Here is a 17,149-nt window from a genome sequence, read left to right as displayed (position 1 = left end):
TCCTGGGATCACATCCGGAACACGCCGAACTGCGCGCGTTCGGGCACCGGCGCGTTCAGCGTCGCGGCAAAGGCGAGCCCCAGCACGTCGCGGGTCTGCACCGGATCGATGATCCCGTCATCCCACAGCCGCGCGGTGGCGTAATAAGGATTGCCCTCGTCCTCATATTTCTGGCGAATCGGCGCCTTGAAGCGCTCGGCTTCCTCGGGTGTCCACGTCTCCGCGTCGCGGTGGACCGTCGCCAACACGCTCGCCGCCTGCTCGCCCCCCATCACCGAGATCCGCGCGTTCGGCCAGCTGAACAGAAAGCGCGGCGAATAAGCGCGCCCGCACATCCCGTAATTGCCCGCCCCGAAGCTGCCGCCGATCAACAATGTGATCTTCGGCACCGATGCGGTCGCGACCGCCGTCACCAGCTTCGCGCCGTTCTTGGCGATCCCCTCCGCCTCATACTTTCCGCCGACCATGAAGCCGGAAATGTTCTGCAGGAACAGCAAGGGGATGCGCCGCTGGCACGCCAGCTCAATGAAATGCGCGCCCTTCAGCGCCGACTCGCTGAACAACACGCCGTTGTTGGCCAGGATCGCGACCGGCATCCCCCAGATATGCGCGAAGCCGCACACCAGGGTGGTGCCGTACAGCGCCTTGAACTCGTGAAACTCCGAGCCGTCGACGATCCGCCCGATCACCTCGCGCACGTCATACGGCGCCCGCACGTCCTGCGGCACGATCCCGTACAGCTCCCGCGCGTCGAGCAACGGTGCGCGCGGCTCGGCAAGCGACACATCGGGCGCGCGCGCCTTGCCCAACGTCGCGACGATATCGCGGACGATCAGCAGCGCATGTTCGTCATTCTCGGCGACATGGTCGACAACCCCCGACCGTCGCCCATGCGTCTCCGCCCCGCCCAATTCCTCGGCCGAGATCACCTCGCCCGTCGCCGCCTTGACCAGCGGCGGTCCGGCGAGGAAGATCGTCCCCTGGTTGCGCACGATCACGCTTTCGTCCGACATCGCCGGCACATAGGCGCCGCCCGCGGTGCAACTCCCCATCACGCACGCGATCTGCGCGATGCCTTCCGCCGACATCTGTGCCTGATTGAAGAAGATCCGCCCGAAATGCTCGCGATCGGGGAACACCTCCGCCTGATGCGGCAGGTTCGCCCCGCCGCTGTCGACCAGATAGACGCACGGCAAGCGGTTTTCGCGCGCGATCTCCTGCGCGCGCAGATGCTTCTTCACCGTCATCGGAAAATAGGCGCCGCCCTTCACGGTCGGATCATTGGCGACGATCATGCACTCGCGCCCCGATACGCGCCCGACGCCCGCGATCATCCCGGCGCCCGGCGCGCCATCTTCGTACATACCGTTCGCCGCCAGCGCGCCGATCTCCAGGAACGGCGCGGCCGGATCGAGCAGCCGGTCGACCCGCTCGCGTGGCAGCAGCTTCCCGCGTGCGACATGCCGCGCGCGATGCTGCTCGGACCCGCCCAGCGCGCTCGCCGCCGCCTTCTCGCGCAACGCCGCCGCCAGCGCGCGGTTGTGCGCGTCATTGGCCGCGAACGTCGCCGCGCCCGTATCGACCAGCGAGCGGATCGCGGTCATTGCGCCCTCGGCGCGTCGTGCCCGATCAGCTCGCGCCCGATCAGCATCCGTCGCACTTCGTTGGTCCCCGCGCCGATATCGAGCAACTTGGCGTCGCGCCAATAACGCTCGACCGGCCAGTCCTTGGTATAGCCCGCGCCGCCCAGCGCCTGGATCGCCTCGCCTGCCACCTTCACCGCGCTTTCGGAGGCGAGCAGGATGCACCCCGCCGCATCGAAGCGCGTCGTCCGCCCCGCGTCGCACGCCTTCGCCACCGCATAGACATAGGCCCGCGCCGAATTGAGCGCGACATACATGTCGGCGACCTTCGCCTGCATCAGCTGGAACTCGCCGATCGCCCGCCCGAACTGCTTGCGTTCGCGAACATAGGGCAGCACCGTGTCGATACACGCCTGCATGATGCCCAGCTGGATACCCGACAGCACGACACGCTCGTAATCGAGCCCCGACATCAACACCTTCACCCCGCCGTTCAGCGGCCCCATCACCTGCGCATCCGCGACGAAGCAATCGTCGAACACCAGTTCGGCGGTCGGCGATCCGCGCATCCCCAGCTTGTCGATCTTCTGCCCGATCGAAAACCCGTCGAAGCCCTTTTCGATCAGGAACGCGGTAATCCCCTTCGACCCCGCCTCCACATCGGTTTTGGCATAGACGACCAGGGTATCGGCATAGGCCGCATTGGTGATCCAGAACTTGGTGCCGTTCAGCCGCCACCCGCCATCGACCTTGGTCGCGCGCAGCTTCATCGACACGACGTCCGATCCCGCACCAGCCTCGGACATCGCCAGGCTGCCGACATGCTCGCCCGAGACCAGCTTCGGCAGATACTTGGCCTTCTGCTCGGCCGAGCCCCAGCGGCGGATCTGGTTGACGCACAGGTTGGAATGCGCGCCATAGCTGAGCCCGATCGCCGCCGAGGCGCGGCTGACCTCCTCGCACGCAATCACATGCTCCAGATAGCCGAGCCCCAGCCCGCCATCGGCCTCCTCGACGGTGATGCCGTGCAGCCCCAGCGCGCCCATCTCCGGCCACAACTCGCGCGCAAAGCGATCCTCGGCATCGACCTGCGCCGCGATCGGCGCGATCCGATCGGCCGCGAAGCGTCGCACCGTCTCGCGGATCGTGTCCGCCATCTCGCCCAGACCGAAATCGAGGTCCATCGCTCTCTCCTATCCGTCCTTGCCCGTCTTGCCGGGCTTTTACGATCATCACCCCCGTTCGCCCTGAGCTTGTCGAAGGGCGTGCCCCAAGGCACGTGCTTCGACAGGCTCAGCACGAACGGCGTGGGTGACGCCGCTTGATAGAACACTCTGTAGAGTGTCGAGGTCACCCGGCAAAATTGAAACGCGCCGAAACTGGGTATAGATGTCGTCTATGATCGACCGCTATCACTTGCGCTATTTCCTCGCGGTGGTCGACACCGGCAATTTCTCGCGCGCCGCCGCCGCGTGCAACGTCACGCAACCCACGCTGTCGGTCGGCATCGCCCGGCTGGAGGCGTCGCTCGGCCGCACGCTGTTCAACCGCACCAACCGCCGTGTCGCGCTGACCGAGGCGGGTGCCGGCCTGCTCGCCCACGCGCGCGCGATCGAGAGCGGGTTCGCCGCCGCCGAGCGCGCGGTGACCGGCTCCGCATCCGCCCCACTGCTGCGGGTCGGCGTGCTGACCACGATCCCGCGCCACTGGATCGAGCGCTGGCTGGCGACGCGCACCTGCGAGCGCGTCGAACTGGTCGAGGGCAACGAACGCGACCTGCGTGCCCGGCTCGCGCGCGGACGGATCGACGCCGCGCTGACGATCCTGCGCGACGGCGACGATCGCAGTGCCGGGCAGCATCTGCTCACCGAGGGCTATGCGCTGGCGATCGGCGCGACGCATCCGCTCGCCGCGCGCGCATCGCTGCGCGCCGAGGAGATCGCGCACGAACCGATGATCGTCCGCCGCCATTGCGAGATGCTGTCGGAGACAAGCCGCTTCTTCACCGCACGCGGCGTCCGTCCGTTCTTCCCGGCGCGCACGACCAGCGACGATCGCGCCCTGTCGCACGTCCGTGCGCGGTTGGGCATCACGGTGATGCCGGAGAGCTTCCAAGCCGACGGCGTCGCGCGCGTGCCGCTGGAAGATTTCGACGCGAGCCGCGACGTCGGACTGGTCTTCGCCGCACACCTGCCCGCCGACGCCGCCTTGATCGCCGGCTTGCGAGAAGCGCTGCCCTAACCCCGTCATCCCGGACCTGATCTCACCAGCAACGAAGAAAGACGGTTACCCGACCCACCCGTCATTGCGAGTGTAACGAAGCAATCCAGAGCCGGACCAGAACGCCCTGGACTGCTTCACTTCGATCGCAGTGACGACCGTCACCCCGACCTCACGGCATGATGATCTACCACTTTCCCCGCGTCATCGGGTCCGGCTTCCGCGGCGGCTTCCACCCCTCTGGCGGCACCACCTGCTGGCGGCTCGTCCCCAACCCCATCGCACCCGGCTGCTGGCGCGTGAGCCCATCCGCCGCCGCCGCTTCCTCGATCGTCGCGCCATTCCGCAACAAGCCGATCACGTCGCGCAACCGCCGCGCTTCCTCGTAATCGAGCGCCGCCGCAGCCGCCTCCATCCGCGCTTGCAACCCATGGAGCGTCGCTGCTCGAGACTCGCCTTGATCCATCCCACCACAACCGGCAGGCGGACAGCGCGTTCCGATCAGCCGGGCGGCGTGCCGCTATGGTATGATCCATCCAAGCCGAGTGCACCCCGGCGAACGCCGGGGCCCAGTTGGGGACGCTGCTGATGCGCGTTGCGCTCTATCTCGCAGACCTATCCACCCGGGCCGCGGCCTTCGCCGGCGCGCAAATAGCGATGGTTCAAGCCAGCTGGATCAAACTCTAAGCCAGCTACCGTGGCCACTCGTGCGTCGATCCGGCCGCATGATATGGTCGATCTTCGTCTCGCTCCGTGCGCGCGCGTCAAATCGCGCCGTCGCTCCGCAACCGATAGCCGACCCCCAGCTCGTTCGCGATCACGCTACCGACCGGCGCGGGCGCCTCCAGCTTCTGCCGCAGGTTGCGGATCACGATGCGCAGATATTCGATCCGCGCATCCTCGTCCCCGCCCCAACAGGCATCGAGCAGCTTGTCGTGCGTGACGATCCGGCCGATGTGCCGGACCAGCATCGCCAGCACATCATGCTCCTTGCGGGTCAGATGCACTTCAGCGCCATCGCGTCGCACGATCCGTCGGTCGAGATCGATGTCGAGATCGCCACGCGTCACGCTCTTCTGCACCTCGACCGCCGGGCCGCGATGCCGCAGCGCCACACGGAGCCGCGCCAGCAATTCCTCGGTGTCGAACGGCTTGCCGACGAAATCATCCGCGCCGAGGTCGAGCGCAGCGACCTTCTCGTCGACCGCGTCGCGTGCCGAGACGACGAGGATCACCACCTCGCCACCCGCATGAAGCAACGGGATCAGGCTCAGCCCGTCGCGGTCGGGCAGCCCGAGGTCGAGCAGGATCGCCGCCGGATGCTCGGCCGCCGCCTGCTGCAACGCGTCCTTCGCGTTCCCCGCCTCGACCACCTCATAGCCCGCGCGCGACAGCGTATTGCGCAGCAACCGCCGGATCGCGGGCTCGTCGTCGACGATCAGGACCTTGGCGGGCATCAGGATCGACCTTCCATCTCGGCATCGCGCACGATCGACGCCGCCGGAAAGACCAGGGTGAACGCCGCCCCGCCCCCGTCGCCACGATTGCTCGCCTCGACCATCATCCCCATTGCCTCCGCAAACGCCTTGACGATCGCCAGCCCCAGCCCGGTGCCGCCGATCGCGCGGTCCGAACCCTCCAGCCGCGTGAAGGTCTCGAACACCTCCGCCTCCCGCCCCGGCGGCAGGCCCGGCCCGTGATCGAGCACGACAAGCCGCAACTCCCCGAACCGGTGCCGTCCCTCGATGACGATCTCGCTGCCCGGCTCGCCGTAGCGTCCGGCATTGTCGAGCAGGTTGAGCAGGCAATGGTGGAGCAATTGCGGGTCGGCGCGCACCAGCGGCAGGTCGGGCGGCACGTCGAGCCGCATGCCATGTCCCTCCAGCGCGCGACGCGCGTCATGCGCCGCGCCGGTCACCGCATCGCTCAGGTCGATCGCCTCGACGTTCAGCCGGATCGCACCCGCCTCGACCCGCGCCATGTCGAGCAGGTTCGCCACGAAGCGATTGAGCCGCGCCGATTCGCTTTTGATGGTGCCGATCAGTTCCGGCGTCGCGCCATGGTCGAGCTGGTCGGCGGCGGCGATCACCGCGGTCAGCGGCGTGCGCAGGTCGTGGCTGACCGACGACAGCAGTGCCGCGCGCAGCCGGTCGCGCGTCCGCACCACGTCCAGATCGCGCATCTCCGCCTGCAACCGCAATCGCTCCAGCACCAGCGCCGACTGGTCGAGCAGGCTGCTGAGCAGCGGCAATTGATCGGCGCGCACTGGATTGGTGCCCCCGTCGTTCGCCACCCCCAGCACCCCCAGCGTGCGCGCGCCGGCCTTGAGCGGCTGGAACAGCCATTCGGAGGCGGTCAGCGTCCCCGATCCCTTGCCCGCCGGGCTGCCGGTGTCGAACGCCCAATTGGCGGCGGCATTGTCCATCGCGTCCAGCCGATAACCGGGATCGCTCGCCGCCAGCACCTCCAGCGGCCCATCCGCCGCCGCACCCAGCAGCACGACATGCACGTCGAGCAATCGCCGCACGTCGTCGCAGATCATCCGCGCCGCCTGATCGGCGTCGTTGACCGCCGCGATCTGGCGCAGGAACCCCGCGAGCGTCGCGTTGGTGCGCGCGCTGGCGGCGGCGAGATCGGCCTGCGCCCGCACCCGCGCGGTCAACTGGCTGGTGGCGAACGCGATGCCGAGCAGGACCACCACCGACATGACGTTCTCGGGATTGTTGATGCTCAGCGTCCCCACCGGCGGCAGGAAGAAGAAATTATAGGCCAGCGTGGAGGCGAGCCCCGCGAACAATCCGGTGCGCAGCCCGTAGAGGCTCGCCGCCGTCATCACCGGCAGCAGATAGAGCAAGGCGACGTTGCCGAGGTCGATGACATGGACCAGCGCGCTTCCGGCCGCCGTCACCCCAGCGACCATCGCGCTCGTCACCGCATAGCCCGACGGTGCCCCCCATCGCGCCGGCCGCCGCTTGCCGCGCTCGGTCCGCCCCGCGCCCGCCGCGACCGGCAGGACGTGCACCGTCACGTCGGGCGTGTCGCGCACCAGCCGATCGACCACCGACCCGTGCCGCAACTCGAACCAGCGGGACCGCGGCGACTTGCCGAGCACCAATTGGGTCGCGCGCGCATCCGCGAGGAAGCCTTGTATCCCCTCCACCACATGCGTCGCGGGCACGGTGGCGACCGCCGCGCCCAGCTGCGTCGCCAGCGTCATCGCCGCCGCCACCCGCGCGTGCTGTGCGTCGGTGAAGTGCGCGGCGCGCGGCGTCTCGACGAACAGCGCGGTCCACGGCCCCCGCAGTCCGTCGGCGATCCGCTTGCCCGCGCGCACCAGCACGTCGCTGCCCGGCAGCTCGCTGATCGCCACGACGATCCGGTCGCTCCCCGCCCAGGTCCCGCCGAGCCCGAGCGCGCGCACGTCATCCAGCATCCGCGCATCGACCGCCTGCGCCGCGCGCCGCAGCGCCAGCTCGCGCAACGCCGACAGGTTCGAGCGCGAGAAGAAATGCCCCAGCGCGCGCGTCGCCTCCTGCGGCAGATAGACCTTGCCCGCCTTCAACCGCTCGATCAGTTCGTCCGGCGGGATATCGACGACCTCGATCTCGGCCGCCTCCAGGACACTGTCGGGCACCGTCTCGCGCACCCGCACCCGCGTGAAGCTGGCGACGATGTCGTTGAGGCTCTCGACATGCTGGATGTTGACCGTCGAATAGACGTCGATCCCGGCGGCGAGCAGTTCCTCGACATCCTGATAGCGCTTCGGATGCCGGCTGCCCGGCGCATTGGTGTGCGCCAGCTCGTCAACCAGCACCAGCCGCGGCGCGCGCGCCAGCACCGCGTCGAGGTCCATCTCGTGCAGCAGATGCCCGTCGTGGTTCACCGCCCGGCGCGCGACGATCTCCTGCCCGCGCGTCAGCGCCTCGGTTTCGGCGCGGCCGTGCGTCTCGACGATGCCGACGACCACGTCCACCCCGTCGCGCCGCCGCGCCTTGCCCTCGGACAGCATCTCATAGGTCTTGCCGACGCCCGGCGCCGCGCCGAGGAAGATCTTCAGCCGCCCGCGCCCTTCCTGCGCGGCGGCGCGCAGCAGGGCGTCGGGATCGGGCCGGGCGTCGCCGTTGGGCGGCATCAGCGCGCGGTGGCGTCCAGCGCGCGGTTGAGCGCCAGCACGTTGACGTGCGCGTCGCCGAGCAGCGACGTCTCGGTCTGCGCCGTCACCAGCGCACGCACGAGATCGACCGGCAGGCCCCGCACCCGCGCGACCCGCGGCGCCTGCGCCAAAGCGGCCGCAGGCGACAGATCGGGATCGAGCCCCGACCCACTCGCGGTGACCAGATCGGCGGGCATGTCGCCCGTCACCCCCTCGCCGCGCCGCGTCGCGACGTCCTGCGTCACGCGCTCGACCAGCGCCTTGCTGGTCGGCCCGAGGTTCGACCCCGACGAGGCCAGCCCGTCATAGCCCTTGCCCGCCGCCGAAGGCCGCGTCTGAAAATAGCGCCCGGCGACGAACGCCTGCCCGACGACCGTCGAGCCGATCACGCGCCCCGACGCGTCGCGGACGAGGCTGCCGTTCGCCTGCGCGGGGAAGATCATCTGACCCAAGCCTGTCATCGCGACAGGATAGACCAGACCGAGCAAGATCGCGAACAGGATCGTCATGACGATCGCGGGCCGCACAGCGGTTTTGATATCGGTATTCATCTCTGTTTCCCTTCGCTCCACTCCCCTTGAGGGGAGGGGCTGGGGGTGGGGCGGAGAGGGAACGGACCCGCGCCACAACCACCCCGCCGCCCCCCCCGAGGGGGAGAGGCTTCCAAATCACGCCAGCCCCAGGCCGCCGACGACCACATCGATGATCTTGATCCCCACGAACGGCGCGAGCAGCCCGCCCAGACCATAGACCGCCAAGTTGCGCGCCAGCAGCGGCCCGGCCGCCATCGGCCGATACGCCACCCCCTTCAGCGCCAGCGGCACCAGCAACGGAATGATGATCGCGTTGAAGATGATCGCGCTCAGGATCGCCGATTGCGGCGACGCCAGCCCCATCACGTTCAGCACGCCCAGCCCCGGATAGAGCGCGACGAACATCGCCGGGATGATCGCGAAATATTTGGCGACGTCATTGGCGACCGAGAAGGTCGTCAGCGCCCCGCGCGTCATCAGCAACTGCTTGCCGAGCCCGACCACCTCGATCAGCTTCGTCGGATCGCTGTCGAGGTCGACCATATTGCCCGCCTCGCGCGCCGCCTGCGTGCCGGTGTTCATCGCCACGCCGACATCGGCCTGCGCCAGCGCCGGCGCGTCGTTGGTGCCGTCGCCGCACATCGCGACCAGCTTGCCGCCCTGTTGCTCCTTGCGGATCAGCGCCAGCTTGTCCTCGGGCGTCGCCTGCGCGAGGAAGTCGTCGACCCCCGCCTCGGCGGCGATCGCCGCGGCGGTCAGCGGGTTGTCGCCGGTGATCATCACCGTACGGATCCCCATCGTCCGCAGCTCGCCGAAGCGCTCGCGGATGCCCGCCTTGACCACGTCCTTCAGGAAGATCGCGCCCAGCAACCGCCCGTCGCGCGCCACCGCCAGCGGGGTGCCACCCGCCCGCGCGATCTCGTCGGTGATCCGCCGCAACTCGGTCGCCGCCGCGGTCGCACCGCTGCCTTCGTTGGCGCGCAGGATCGAATCGACCGCACCCTTCTGGATCAGCGCGCCGCCGGTCTTCACGCCCGAGATGCGCGTCTGCGCGGTGAACGGGATCACCTCGGCATCGTCGGGCAGCCTTGCGGTCGTGACGTGGAACGCCTCGCGCGCCAGCACCACGATCGAGCGTCCTTCGGGCGTCTCGTCGGCAAGGCTGGCGAGCAATGCCGCCTCGGCCAGCTCGGCCACGCTCGCGCCGCCGACCGCGCGGAACTCCGACGCCTGCCGGTCGCCGATCGTGATCGTCCCGGTCTTGTCGAGCAACAGCACGTCGATATCGCCTGCCGCCTCGACCGCGCGTCCGGACTTGGCGAGCACGTTGAACCGCACCAGCCGGTCCATCCCCGCGATCCCGATCGCCGACAGCAGGGCGGCGATCGTGGTCGGGATCAGCGTGATGAGCAACGCCGCCAGGATCGCCACCGGGATGCTGCCCCCGGCATAGCTGGCGAAGCCGGGGATCGTCGCGACCGCGATCAGGAAGATGATCGTCAACCCGACCAGCAACAGCGTCAGCGCGATCTCGTTCGGCGTCTTCTGCCGCTCGGCGCCCTCGACCAGCGCGATCATGCGGTCGAGGAAGCCCTTGCCGGGCTCGACGGTCACCTTGACGCGGATCTCGTCGGAGATGACGCGCGTCCCCGCCGTCACCGCCGAGCGATCGCCGCCCGCCTCGCGGATCACCGGTGCGCTCTCGCCGGTGATCGCGGCTTCGTTGACCGAGGCGACGCCTGCGATCACTTCGCCGTCGGACGGGATCAGGTCGCCCGTCTCCACCAGCACCACGTCGCCGATCTTCAGCTGGCTGGCGGGCACGTCGTCATAGTCGCGCCCGTCGCGCTTTAGCCGCTTGGCGGTCAGCTCGGCCTTGGCGGCGCGCAACGACGCGGCCTGCGCCTTGCCGCGCCCTTCCGCCAGCGCCTCGGCGAAGGTGCCGAACAGCACCGTCAGCCACAGCCAGATGACGAGCTGCACCTTGAAGCCGGTGCCGAGCCCATCGTGACCGATGACCAGCAACACGGTCATCAACGCCGCGACCGCGGCGGTGACGAACATCACCGGATTGCGCACCAGCTGCGCCGGGTTGAGCTTGAGGAACGATGCCGAGATCGCCGGCAGGACGAGGTCGGCGGTGAAGAGGCTTTTGGTCTGCTTGGCCATGATGCGCCCGATCAGAAGAGCTGGCCGCGGATCATCGCGAGATGATCGGCGATGGGACCGAGCGCGAGGCTCGGCAGGAAGGTGAGACCGCCGAGGATCAGGATGATGCCGACCAGCAGCCCCACCCAGAGCCCGCCGGTGGTCGGGAACGACCCCGCGCTTTCCGGCGTGTATTTCTTCGCGGCCAGGCTGCCCGCGATCGCCAGCATCGGCACGATGATGAAGAACCGCCCGACCCACATCGCGACGCCCAACAGCCCGTTGTAATAAGGCGTATTGGCCGTCAGTCCGGCGAAGGCGGAACCGTTGTTCGCCACTGCGCTGGTGAAGGCGTACAGGATCTCGCTGAACCCGTGCGGCCCCTTGTTGAGCGGCCCCGCCAGCCCCTGTTGCAGGACCGACGAAAGTGCGGTCAGCCCCAGGATCATCAACGGCAGCACCGCGATCGCCAGCACCGCCAGCTTCACTTCACGCGCCTCGATCTTCTTGCCGACATATTCCGGCGTGCGGCCGACCATCAACCCGGCGACGAACACCGCCAGGATCGCGAACAGCAGGAAGCCGTAGATGCCTGCGCCGACGCCGCCGATCACGACCTCGCCCAATTGCATGTTGAACAGCGGAACCAGCCCGCCCAGCGCGGTGAAGCTGTCGTGCATCGCATTGACCGCGCCGCACGAGGCCGCGGTGGTGACGACCGAGAACAGCGCGGAGGCGGCGATGCCGAACCGCACCTCCTTGCCCTCCATATTGCCGCCCGCGACGCCGAGCTGGTGGAGCACCGGATTGCCCGCCGCCTCCGCCCAATAGGTGACGGTCGTGCCGGCGAGGAACAGGATCATCATCGCCGCGAGGATCGCCCAGCCCTGCCGCGTGTTGCCGACCGCCTTGCCGAACGTCCACGTCAGCCCGACGCCGATCATGAAGATCGACAGCATCTGGACCAGGTTGGTCAGCGCGGTCGGGTTCTCGAACGGATGCGCCGAATTGGCGTTGAAGAACCCGCCACCGTTGGTGCCGAGCATCTTGATCGCTTCCTGGCTGGCGACCGGGCCGAGCAGGATCGACTGGCGCGCGCCTTCCAGCGTCTGCACGTCGACCACCCCCGCCAGCGCCTGCGGCACGCCGCTGGCGATATAGAAGAGCGTCAGGGCGATGCAGAGCGGCAACAGCAGGTAGAGCGTGATCTCGCGTCACGTCCGCCCAGAAATTGCCGACCGACTTGGCCTCGCGCCGCGCGAACCCGCGGAACAGCGCGAATGCCAGCGCGATCCCGGTCGCCGCCGACAGGAAGTTGTGGATCGTCAACCCCAGCATCTGGCTGAGGTTCGACATCGTGCTCTCGCCGCCATAGCTCTGCCAGTTGGTGTTGGCGGTGAAGCTGATCGCGGTATTGAACGACAGATGCTCGCTCGGCGCGGCCAGCGCCTGCGGATTGCCCGGCAGCACTGCCTGCAAGCGCAGCACGGCATAGGTGAACAGCATCAGCGCCGCGTTGAACAGCAGCATGTGCACCGCATAGCGGCGCCAGCCCTGCTCTTCGGCGGGATCGATGCCCGACAGCTTGTAGAAGCCGCGCTCGACCGGGCCGAGGACGATGTGCAGCGGCGTGCGCCGCCCTTCGTACAGCGCGAACAGCCACAGCCCGACCGGCTTGGCGAGCGCCAGCAAGATGCCGACGAAGGCGAGGATCAGGAACCAGCCCTGAATGGTCATGGGATCGCCTCCTTCTAGAAGCGTTCGGGGCGGATCAGCACCGCCACCAGATAGATGAGCAGCCCGGCCGCGGTCAGCGCGGCGAGCCAGAGATCGAGGGTCATCGCGTGGCTCCTCAGGCGTTGTCGCACAGCCGGACGAAGGCGAGCGTCGCCGCCACCAGCCCGATCATGATCGCGATCCACAGCAGGTCCTGCATGGTGTCGGCTCCCGGTTCAGAAGGCAGCGGTCAGCGAGGCGACGACGGTGCCGCCCGCGATCGATCCGGTCCCGTCCTGCCCCTCGCTGAAGCTGGGTTGCAGGTAGCGGGAGGCGCGGCGCGTGATGTCGGTGTCGACGTAGCTGACGTTCAGGGTCAGCTTGTCGAAGGTGACGTCCGCACCCACCGACCAGTCCCAATAGGCGCCGGTCGGCGACACCGCGGTGGCGTTCGGCCCCAGCCCGTCCTGTCCCCAGCTATGTCCGATATGCGCCTTGGCGGTAACCGGCGTCCCCGCGACCGCGACCGCACCGTCGCCCCACAGGTACAGATTGTCGTCCTTGCTGCCGGGGCTGGTGTAGGTGCCCGCTGTGGCATCGGCGCCGGTCGCATACCATTTGCCGATCGCCTGCTGCTTGGGCGCATAGGCCGCGCCGGCGGTCAACGTCGCCGGACCGGTCGTACCGCTCAGCTTGACATAGGGTTCGGCGAAGTCGGTCTTCGCGGCACCGCCCGGATACATGTACCAGGTGAGCCCGACGTCGAGCGTTGCGGCGTCGTTGAGCTTCGCCTTGTACCCCGCGATCAGGTCCAGCTCCATATTCGCGCCGCCGAACGTGCCCCAGCCGGCCAGGTTCGATGCCCAGGTGCCGACATAGACGCCGCTTTCGTGCGCGATCGTGATCCCGCCCTGCACCGCCATGTTCCGGTCGGACTGCGATACCCCGCGAAAGCGATAGTCGGATGCGATCGTCGCCGACCCGCTCACCGCCACCGCCGGCTGATCCTCCGGCGCCGCCTGCGCCTCGACCGTCGCCGGCACTGCGCAAAAAGCTGCCGCGATCACAAAACGATAGAAATACATTCGCGCCCCCAAGGCGTAGCGGCCGCTTCATGGCGGCGCCTTCAGGGAAGCGCGATTAGGCCCGTGGCGCGTAGCAATTCGAGATCGATTCCCGGCAATCGCATATAGCGCGCATATAGAACGCCATTTCTCAGCACCTTAGCGCGCGCGGCGCCCTGCCTTCGAATCGGCATTCCCTCCCCGTCACGAGCGCGAAAGCACATTTTTACACGCCGAGAACGGCACCTTCGCGAGCAACCGATTGAACGCCCGAAAAGATTTGCCATCATTTGAAAAATGGGCCAATTTGGGACGAAACGTGGTTACTCGACGGTGAATTGGAATTAATTCCGAGTGAACGGCGTCGCCGTTGTGGTTACGCATAATGGCCAATGACTTAGGGGAACTGAGATGCGCGTACTTTACACTGCGGTTGCCGCCCTCGCTGCGGTTGCGGCCGTTCCGGCGGTTGCCGCTCCGACGATCGGTAACACCGGCATCGACACCAACTGGAAGGTCGCTTTCCTGGGCGACACGGCCACCACGCCGACGAACGCACAGGCGAGCGCGACCGGCGGCCTGACCACCGCGACCGTCGTCACCACGATGGTGAACAACTGGATCGCCAGCGATTCGGTTTCGAAGTGGGTGTCGACCTCGGCCCGCGCTTCGAGCCAGCCGGGCTACTACGTATACAGCAACACGTTCACTGCCAGCGCAGCTGACATGCTGAGCTTCAACTTCGCGGTCGACGACAAGGTCACCCGCGTTCTGCTGAACGGCAACACCGTCAACGGCGTGTCGGGCGGCGGCTATCAGTCGTTCACCGCCGGCAGCGTCAGCGGCCTCAGCAACGGCCTGAACACCCTGACCTTCCTGATCTCGAACAACTTCCCGGGTCAGAACGCGAACATCAATCCGTCGGGCTTCCGCTTCCAGACCACCGCTGCGGTTCCTGAGCCGGGCACCTGGATGATGATGCTCGGTGGCTTCGGCGTCATCGGCCTGACGATGCGCTCGCGCCGCACGACGTCGAAGAAGGCGATCGCATAATCATTCAGGCGCTTTGCCTGAATTGATACTGCCTTTCGTGCACGTTACGAAATGTTCGCTTCAGTTTTCGGCCCTCGGTCTTCCGAGGTCGAAAACTGGGGCGAACTTTCATGAGTGGCCGACAAGAACATAAGATCGGCGTAGGCCGGCATAGAGCGGGATCGGCTCGGCACCACGACCTGCACGATCGTGTAACTCCGTCACCACCGAGGCCGAACGCCGGAATTTTGCGCCGATGCGATCATTGGCGCTACAGCGGGCCCACGCGCTTTGATAGCGTGACATCGAATCGTCCGAAGAGTTCAAGAATGAACCTTCCGGCTGCGCAACGCGCATTACACGCGTCGGCTCTATCGATGCTTCCACTATAGCAAGCCTCAGGGGACCTTTATGTCAGATCTCGAACAACGCCCCGCGGGCAAGTCCTTGGTCATCGTGCACGTGCAAACGCGCATGCTGACCGGCGGAGCGGAAGAGAATACCTGGGGCTCGTGCCTCCATCAGCTGAGATCCGGCCACGTCGTTCACCTCATCTGCGGTCGCGATTCGGACGTCGACTTCTATCGCGCGAAAAACACCGCCGTTCAGGTCCATCTGCTGCCAGAGCTTGTTCGCCACGTCTCGATCAAGGACGACATGGCGGCGTACAAGAAGCTGACGAAGATGTTCGTGGAGCTGAGCGCGGACATCGTCCACACCCACACCAGCAAGGCCGGGATCCTCGGGCGCCTCGCCGCGCGCCGCGCCGGCGTGCCCGCGATCGTGCACGGCGTCCACATCCTCCCCTTCAGCAACGTCGGCGTGGCCGAGAAGGTCACCTACCTGCTCGCCGAACATGCGGTCGCCCCGATCACGGATCATTTCATCCACGTCAGCCATGGCACGCATCAGGCCTATCGCGATGCGCGCGTCGGAATGCGCCGCGCGCATTCGGTCGTTCGCTCCGGGATGGAAATCGATCGCTTCCCCGGCGCGAGCTGGCCGGACGATTGGCGCGAAATCGTCGGCGTGCCTGAAGGCGGCGAGAAGCCGAAGGTCATCCTGATGCTCGCGGCGCTGGAAGCGCGCAAGCGGCACGACGAATTCATCCGCGCCTTTGTGGAGATGGTGAAGCCGGGCGAGAACATCCGCTTGCTGCTCGCCGGCAATGGTCCGGAGGCTGCGAATGTCGCCGCGCTGGTCGAAAGCCTTAACGTCGCGGATCGCGTGCGATTGCTCGGCCACCGCAGCGATCCCGAGAAGCTCATCGCGCTCGCCGACGTCTGCACACTGGCATCGCTGCGTGAGGGATTGCCGCGCGTCATCGTGCAGAGCATGGGCGGCGGCCGCCCCGCCGTCGTCAGCTTCGTGCCCGGCATCGACGAGATCGTCACCGACCAGGTAAACGGCGTCATCGTCCGCGACCCGAGCGCCGCCGCCGTCGCCAGGGAATGCGTCGCGCTCGTCCGCGACCAGCAGCGACTGTCGGACTTCACCGCCGCCGCGGGCAGGATGTCGGTCAGCGAATGGTCGTTCAAGTCGATGTTCGAGCAACTCGACACCGCCTACGCCGAAACGTTCGCACGTCCCGAAGTGCGCGCACGGATGCGCGTGAAGGGCGAAGCGCGGCAGACCGACAAAAGCTCGCTGGCCGCTTAGGTCGTTGCCCGATCCGGTGCGCGTCGCGTCCCGGATCGGACCGGGCCTCAGCCTAGATTTTGGCCGGGGTCGAGAGTAGGTGCATTGAAACCGTGGGCGTAATGAGCGGAGACACTGTGGCTGGACGTGCATTGCGAGGTGTGACGCGGGCGCTCGCCGTCCTCGGCCTGCTGTGCACGGCCGGCGGGGCGGTGGCGCAATCGACGCTGCCTGCCGACGCGCAAGCCCGTGGCCCCATGCCGCCTCCCCCGTCACCGCCGGGCAAGCCGCAGCGTTGGAGCGAAAGCAACCGCGGCACTCCGCTCGATCTCGGGCGAAGCCGGCTCGTCTATGCCGAAGACTTCAATCGCCCGCTGAGCCTCGACGGTCCGACGCTATGGGCCAAGCAACATGCCAATTACGGTCGCGCCAAGTTCGATCCGGCCGGTGGCCAGTCGTATGCGTTCCGCGACGGCTATCTCGCATTGACCGCTTATCAATCCGGCGACGACATACGCGGCGGCAACGTCCAGTCTCTGAGCATCGATCAGGCGGCACGCGGCGCTCCGGTCGATCCGGGTCGCAACGGTTTCACCTGCGCCGGCTGCTATTGGGAGGCGCGTTTGCGCCTGCCCGTCGCGGAGGGCACATGGGCGGCGTTCTGGCTGCTCACGCGTGACGATCCGCTCAAGCGCGGGCACAGCGAGCTGGATGTCCTCGAATATTACGGCATCCGCGACAAGAACGGCCATCACCACGCGACCCACCTTTGGCCGCGCCGGCCCGATCAACGCGGGGTCGGCGGCTATAGCAAGGTGCCTGCGCTCTCCGACGGGCAATGGCACGATTACGGTGTCGACCTCCGTCGTCGCGGTCCTCCTGGGCAACCGCAGGTGGCGGTGATCTACGTCGATCGGCAGGAAGTCGCGCGGGCCACCCTCCCCGCCAACTTCTTCGAAGATCCCTTCTATTACCTGGTGAGCCTTACCATCAACGGTAAGGAAAAGTCCGTGACGCTCCCGCAGACGCTGCTCGCCGACTACGTACGTGTATGGCGCTAGA

The 17,149-nt window shown here is 67.4% G+C and carries 13 protein-coding genes and 1 pseudogene; 4 read left to right on the top strand and 10 right to left on the bottom strand.

Translation table 11 applies throughout. From position 1 onward, the window contains the following. Positions 1–8 precede the first annotated feature (8 nt). Together QP166_RS06040 and QP166_RS06035 are read right to left on the bottom strand one after the other, a co-directional pair. Positions 9–1,604 (bottom strand): carboxyl transferase domain-containing protein, encoded by a 1,596-nt coding sequence (locus tag QP166_RS06040; RefSeq protein WP_333915097.1) that lies wholly within the window; start codon positions 1,602–1,604, stop codon positions 9–11. Further along, entirely contained in the window at positions 1,601–2,767 is a 1,167-nt protein-coding gene (locus QP166_RS06035; protein WP_333915096.1) for an isovaleryl-CoA dehydrogenase, read from the bottom strand. The genes QP166_RS06040 and QP166_RS06035 overlap by 4 nt, the downstream gene beginning before the upstream one ends. 214 nt (positions 2,768–2,981) lie before the next feature. On the opposite strand from QP166_RS06035, the gene QP166_RS06030 reads away from it, so the two are divergent. Next, complete coding sequence (locus QP166_RS06030) at positions 2,982–3,824, top strand: LysR family transcriptional regulator (RefSeq protein ID WP_333915094.1); 843 nt, start codon at positions 2,982–2,984, stop codon at positions 3,822–3,824. 166 nt (positions 3,825–3,990) lie between these two features. Here the strand turns inward: QP166_RS06030 and QP166_RS06025 are convergent, their stop codons facing one another. From QP166_RS06025 to QP166_RS05990, 8 genes and pseudogenes are all read right to left on the bottom strand, one after another. Next, positions 3,991–4,269 carry a UvrB/UvrC motif-containing protein gene (locus tag QP166_RS06025; protein WP_333915093.1) on the bottom strand — a complete coding sequence of 93 codons (279 nt, stop codon included), beginning with the start codon at positions 4,267–4,269 and terminating at the stop codon, positions 3,991–3,993. Positions 4,270–4,567: 298 nt separating this feature from the next. Next, positions 4,568–5,260, bottom strand: a complete 693-nt coding sequence (locus QP166_RS06020; protein ID WP_333915092.1) for a response regulator transcription factor — start codon at positions 5,258–5,260, stop codon at positions 4,568–4,570. After that, a complete protein-coding gene (locus QP166_RS06015) occupies positions 5,260–7,935 on the bottom strand; it encodes a sensor histidine kinase KdpD (RefSeq protein ID WP_333915091.1) in 2,676 nt (891 codons plus the stop codon). Before QP166_RS06015 ends, QP166_RS06020 begins: the two co-directional genes overlap by 1 nt. After that, positions 7,935–8,507 carry a potassium-transporting ATPase subunit KdpC gene (gene kdpC, locus QP166_RS06010; protein ID WP_333915090.1) on the bottom strand — a complete coding sequence of 191 codons (573 nt, stop codon included), beginning with the start codon at positions 8,505–8,507 and terminating at the stop codon, positions 7,935–7,937. The genes QP166_RS06015 and kdpC overlap by 1 nt, the downstream gene beginning before the upstream one ends. Before the next feature lie 117 nt (positions 8,508–8,624). Further along, positions 8,625–10,658, bottom strand: coding sequence for a potassium-transporting ATPase subunit KdpB (gene kdpB, locus QP166_RS06005; protein ID WP_333915089.1), 2,034 nt, complete (start codon positions 10,656–10,658; stop codon positions 8,625–8,627). Positions 10,659–10,669: 11 nt separating this feature from the next. Then, a pseudogene (gene kdpA, locus QP166_RS06000) lies at positions 10,670–12,374 on the bottom strand (potassium-transporting ATPase subunit KdpA). A 14-nt stretch (positions 12,375–12,388) separates the two neighbouring features. Next, positions 12,389–12,478, bottom strand: a complete 90-nt coding sequence (gene kdpF / locus QP166_RS05995; protein WP_037488267.1) for a K(+)-transporting ATPase subunit F — start codon at positions 12,476–12,478, stop codon at positions 12,389–12,391. A 111-nt stretch (positions 12,479–12,589) separates the two neighbouring features. Then, the gene (locus QP166_RS05990; protein ID WP_333915088.1) at positions 12,590–13,438 is read right to left on the bottom strand and encodes a TorF family putative porin; all 849 of its coding nucleotides are present in this window, start codon (positions 13,436–13,438) and stop codon (positions 12,590–12,592) included. Positions 13,439–13,828: 390 nt separating this feature from the next. Here QP166_RS05990 and QP166_RS05985 point away from each other — a divergent pair, with 390 nt between their 5' ends. The 3 genes from QP166_RS05985 (at position 13,829) to QP166_RS05975 (ending at position 17,148) form a co-directional block, all read left to right on the top strand. Beyond that, positions 13,829–14,470 carry a PEPxxWA-CTERM sorting domain-containing protein gene (locus tag QP166_RS05985; RefSeq protein WP_333915087.1) on the top strand — a complete coding sequence of 214 codons (642 nt, stop codon included), beginning with the start codon at positions 13,829–13,831 and terminating at the stop codon, positions 14,468–14,470. Positions 14,471–14,860: 390 nt separating this feature from the next. Further along, entirely contained in the window at positions 14,861–16,108 is a 1,248-nt protein-coding gene (locus QP166_RS05980; protein ID WP_333915086.1) for a glycosyltransferase, read from the top strand. 116 nt (positions 16,109–16,224) lie between these two features. Continuing rightward, the gene (locus QP166_RS05975; RefSeq protein ID WP_333915085.1) at positions 16,225–17,148 is read left to right on the top strand and encodes a glycoside hydrolase family 16 protein; all 924 of its coding nucleotides are present in this window, start codon (positions 16,225–16,227) and stop codon (positions 17,146–17,148) included. The last annotated feature ends 1 nt before the right edge of the window (position 17,149 follow it).

This window comes from Sphingomonas sp. LR60, assembly GCF_036855935.1.
Lineage (GTDB): Bacteria > Pseudomonadota > Alphaproteobacteria > Sphingomonadales > Sphingomonadaceae > Sphingomonas.
This window is presented reverse-complemented; position numbering and strand designations above follow the sequence as displayed.

Coding starts and splice junctions, on each gene's coding strand:
- QP166_RS06030 (WP_333915094.1), top strand. CDS start 2,982: ATGATCGACCGCTATCACTTGCGCTATTTCCTCGCGGTGGTCGACACC.
- QP166_RS05990 (WP_333915088.1), bottom strand. CDS start 13,438: ATGTATTTCTATCGTTTTGTGATCGCGGCAGCTTTTTGCGCAGTGCCG.
- kdpC (WP_333915090.1), bottom strand. CDS start 8,507: ATGAATACCGATATCAAAACCGCTGTGCGGCCCGCGATCGTCATGACG.
- QP166_RS06040 (WP_333915097.1), bottom strand. CDS start 1,604: ATGACCGCGATCCGCTCGCTGGTCGATACGGGCGCGGCGACGTTCGCG.
- QP166_RS05980 (WP_333915086.1), top strand. CDS start 14,861: ATGTCAGATCTCGAACAACGCCCCGCGGGCAAGTCCTTGGTCATCGTG.
- QP166_RS06020 (WP_333915092.1), bottom strand. CDS start 5,260: ATGCCCGCCAAGGTCCTGATCGTCGACGACGAGCCCGCGATCCGGCGG.
- kdpB (WP_333915089.1), bottom strand. CDS start 10,658: ATGGCCAAGCAGACCAAAAGCCTCTTCACCGCCGACCTCGTCCTGCCG.
- QP166_RS06035 (WP_333915096.1), bottom strand. CDS start 2,767: ATGGACCTCGATTTCGGTCTGGGCGAGATGGCGGACACGATCCGCGAG.
- QP166_RS06015 (WP_333915091.1), bottom strand. CDS start 7,935: ATGCCGCCCAACGGCGACGCCCGGCCCGATCCCGACGCCCTGCTGCGC.
- QP166_RS06025 (WP_333915093.1), bottom strand. CDS start 4,269: ATGGATCAAGGCGAGTCTCGAGCAGCGACGCTCCATGGGTTGCAAGCG.
- QP166_RS05985 (WP_333915087.1), top strand. CDS start 13,829: ATGCGCGTACTTTACACTGCGGTTGCCGCCCTCGCTGCGGTTGCGGCC.
- kdpF (WP_037488267.1), bottom strand. CDS start 12,478: ATGACCCTCGATCTCTGGCTCGCCGCGCTGACCGCGGCCGGGCTGCTC.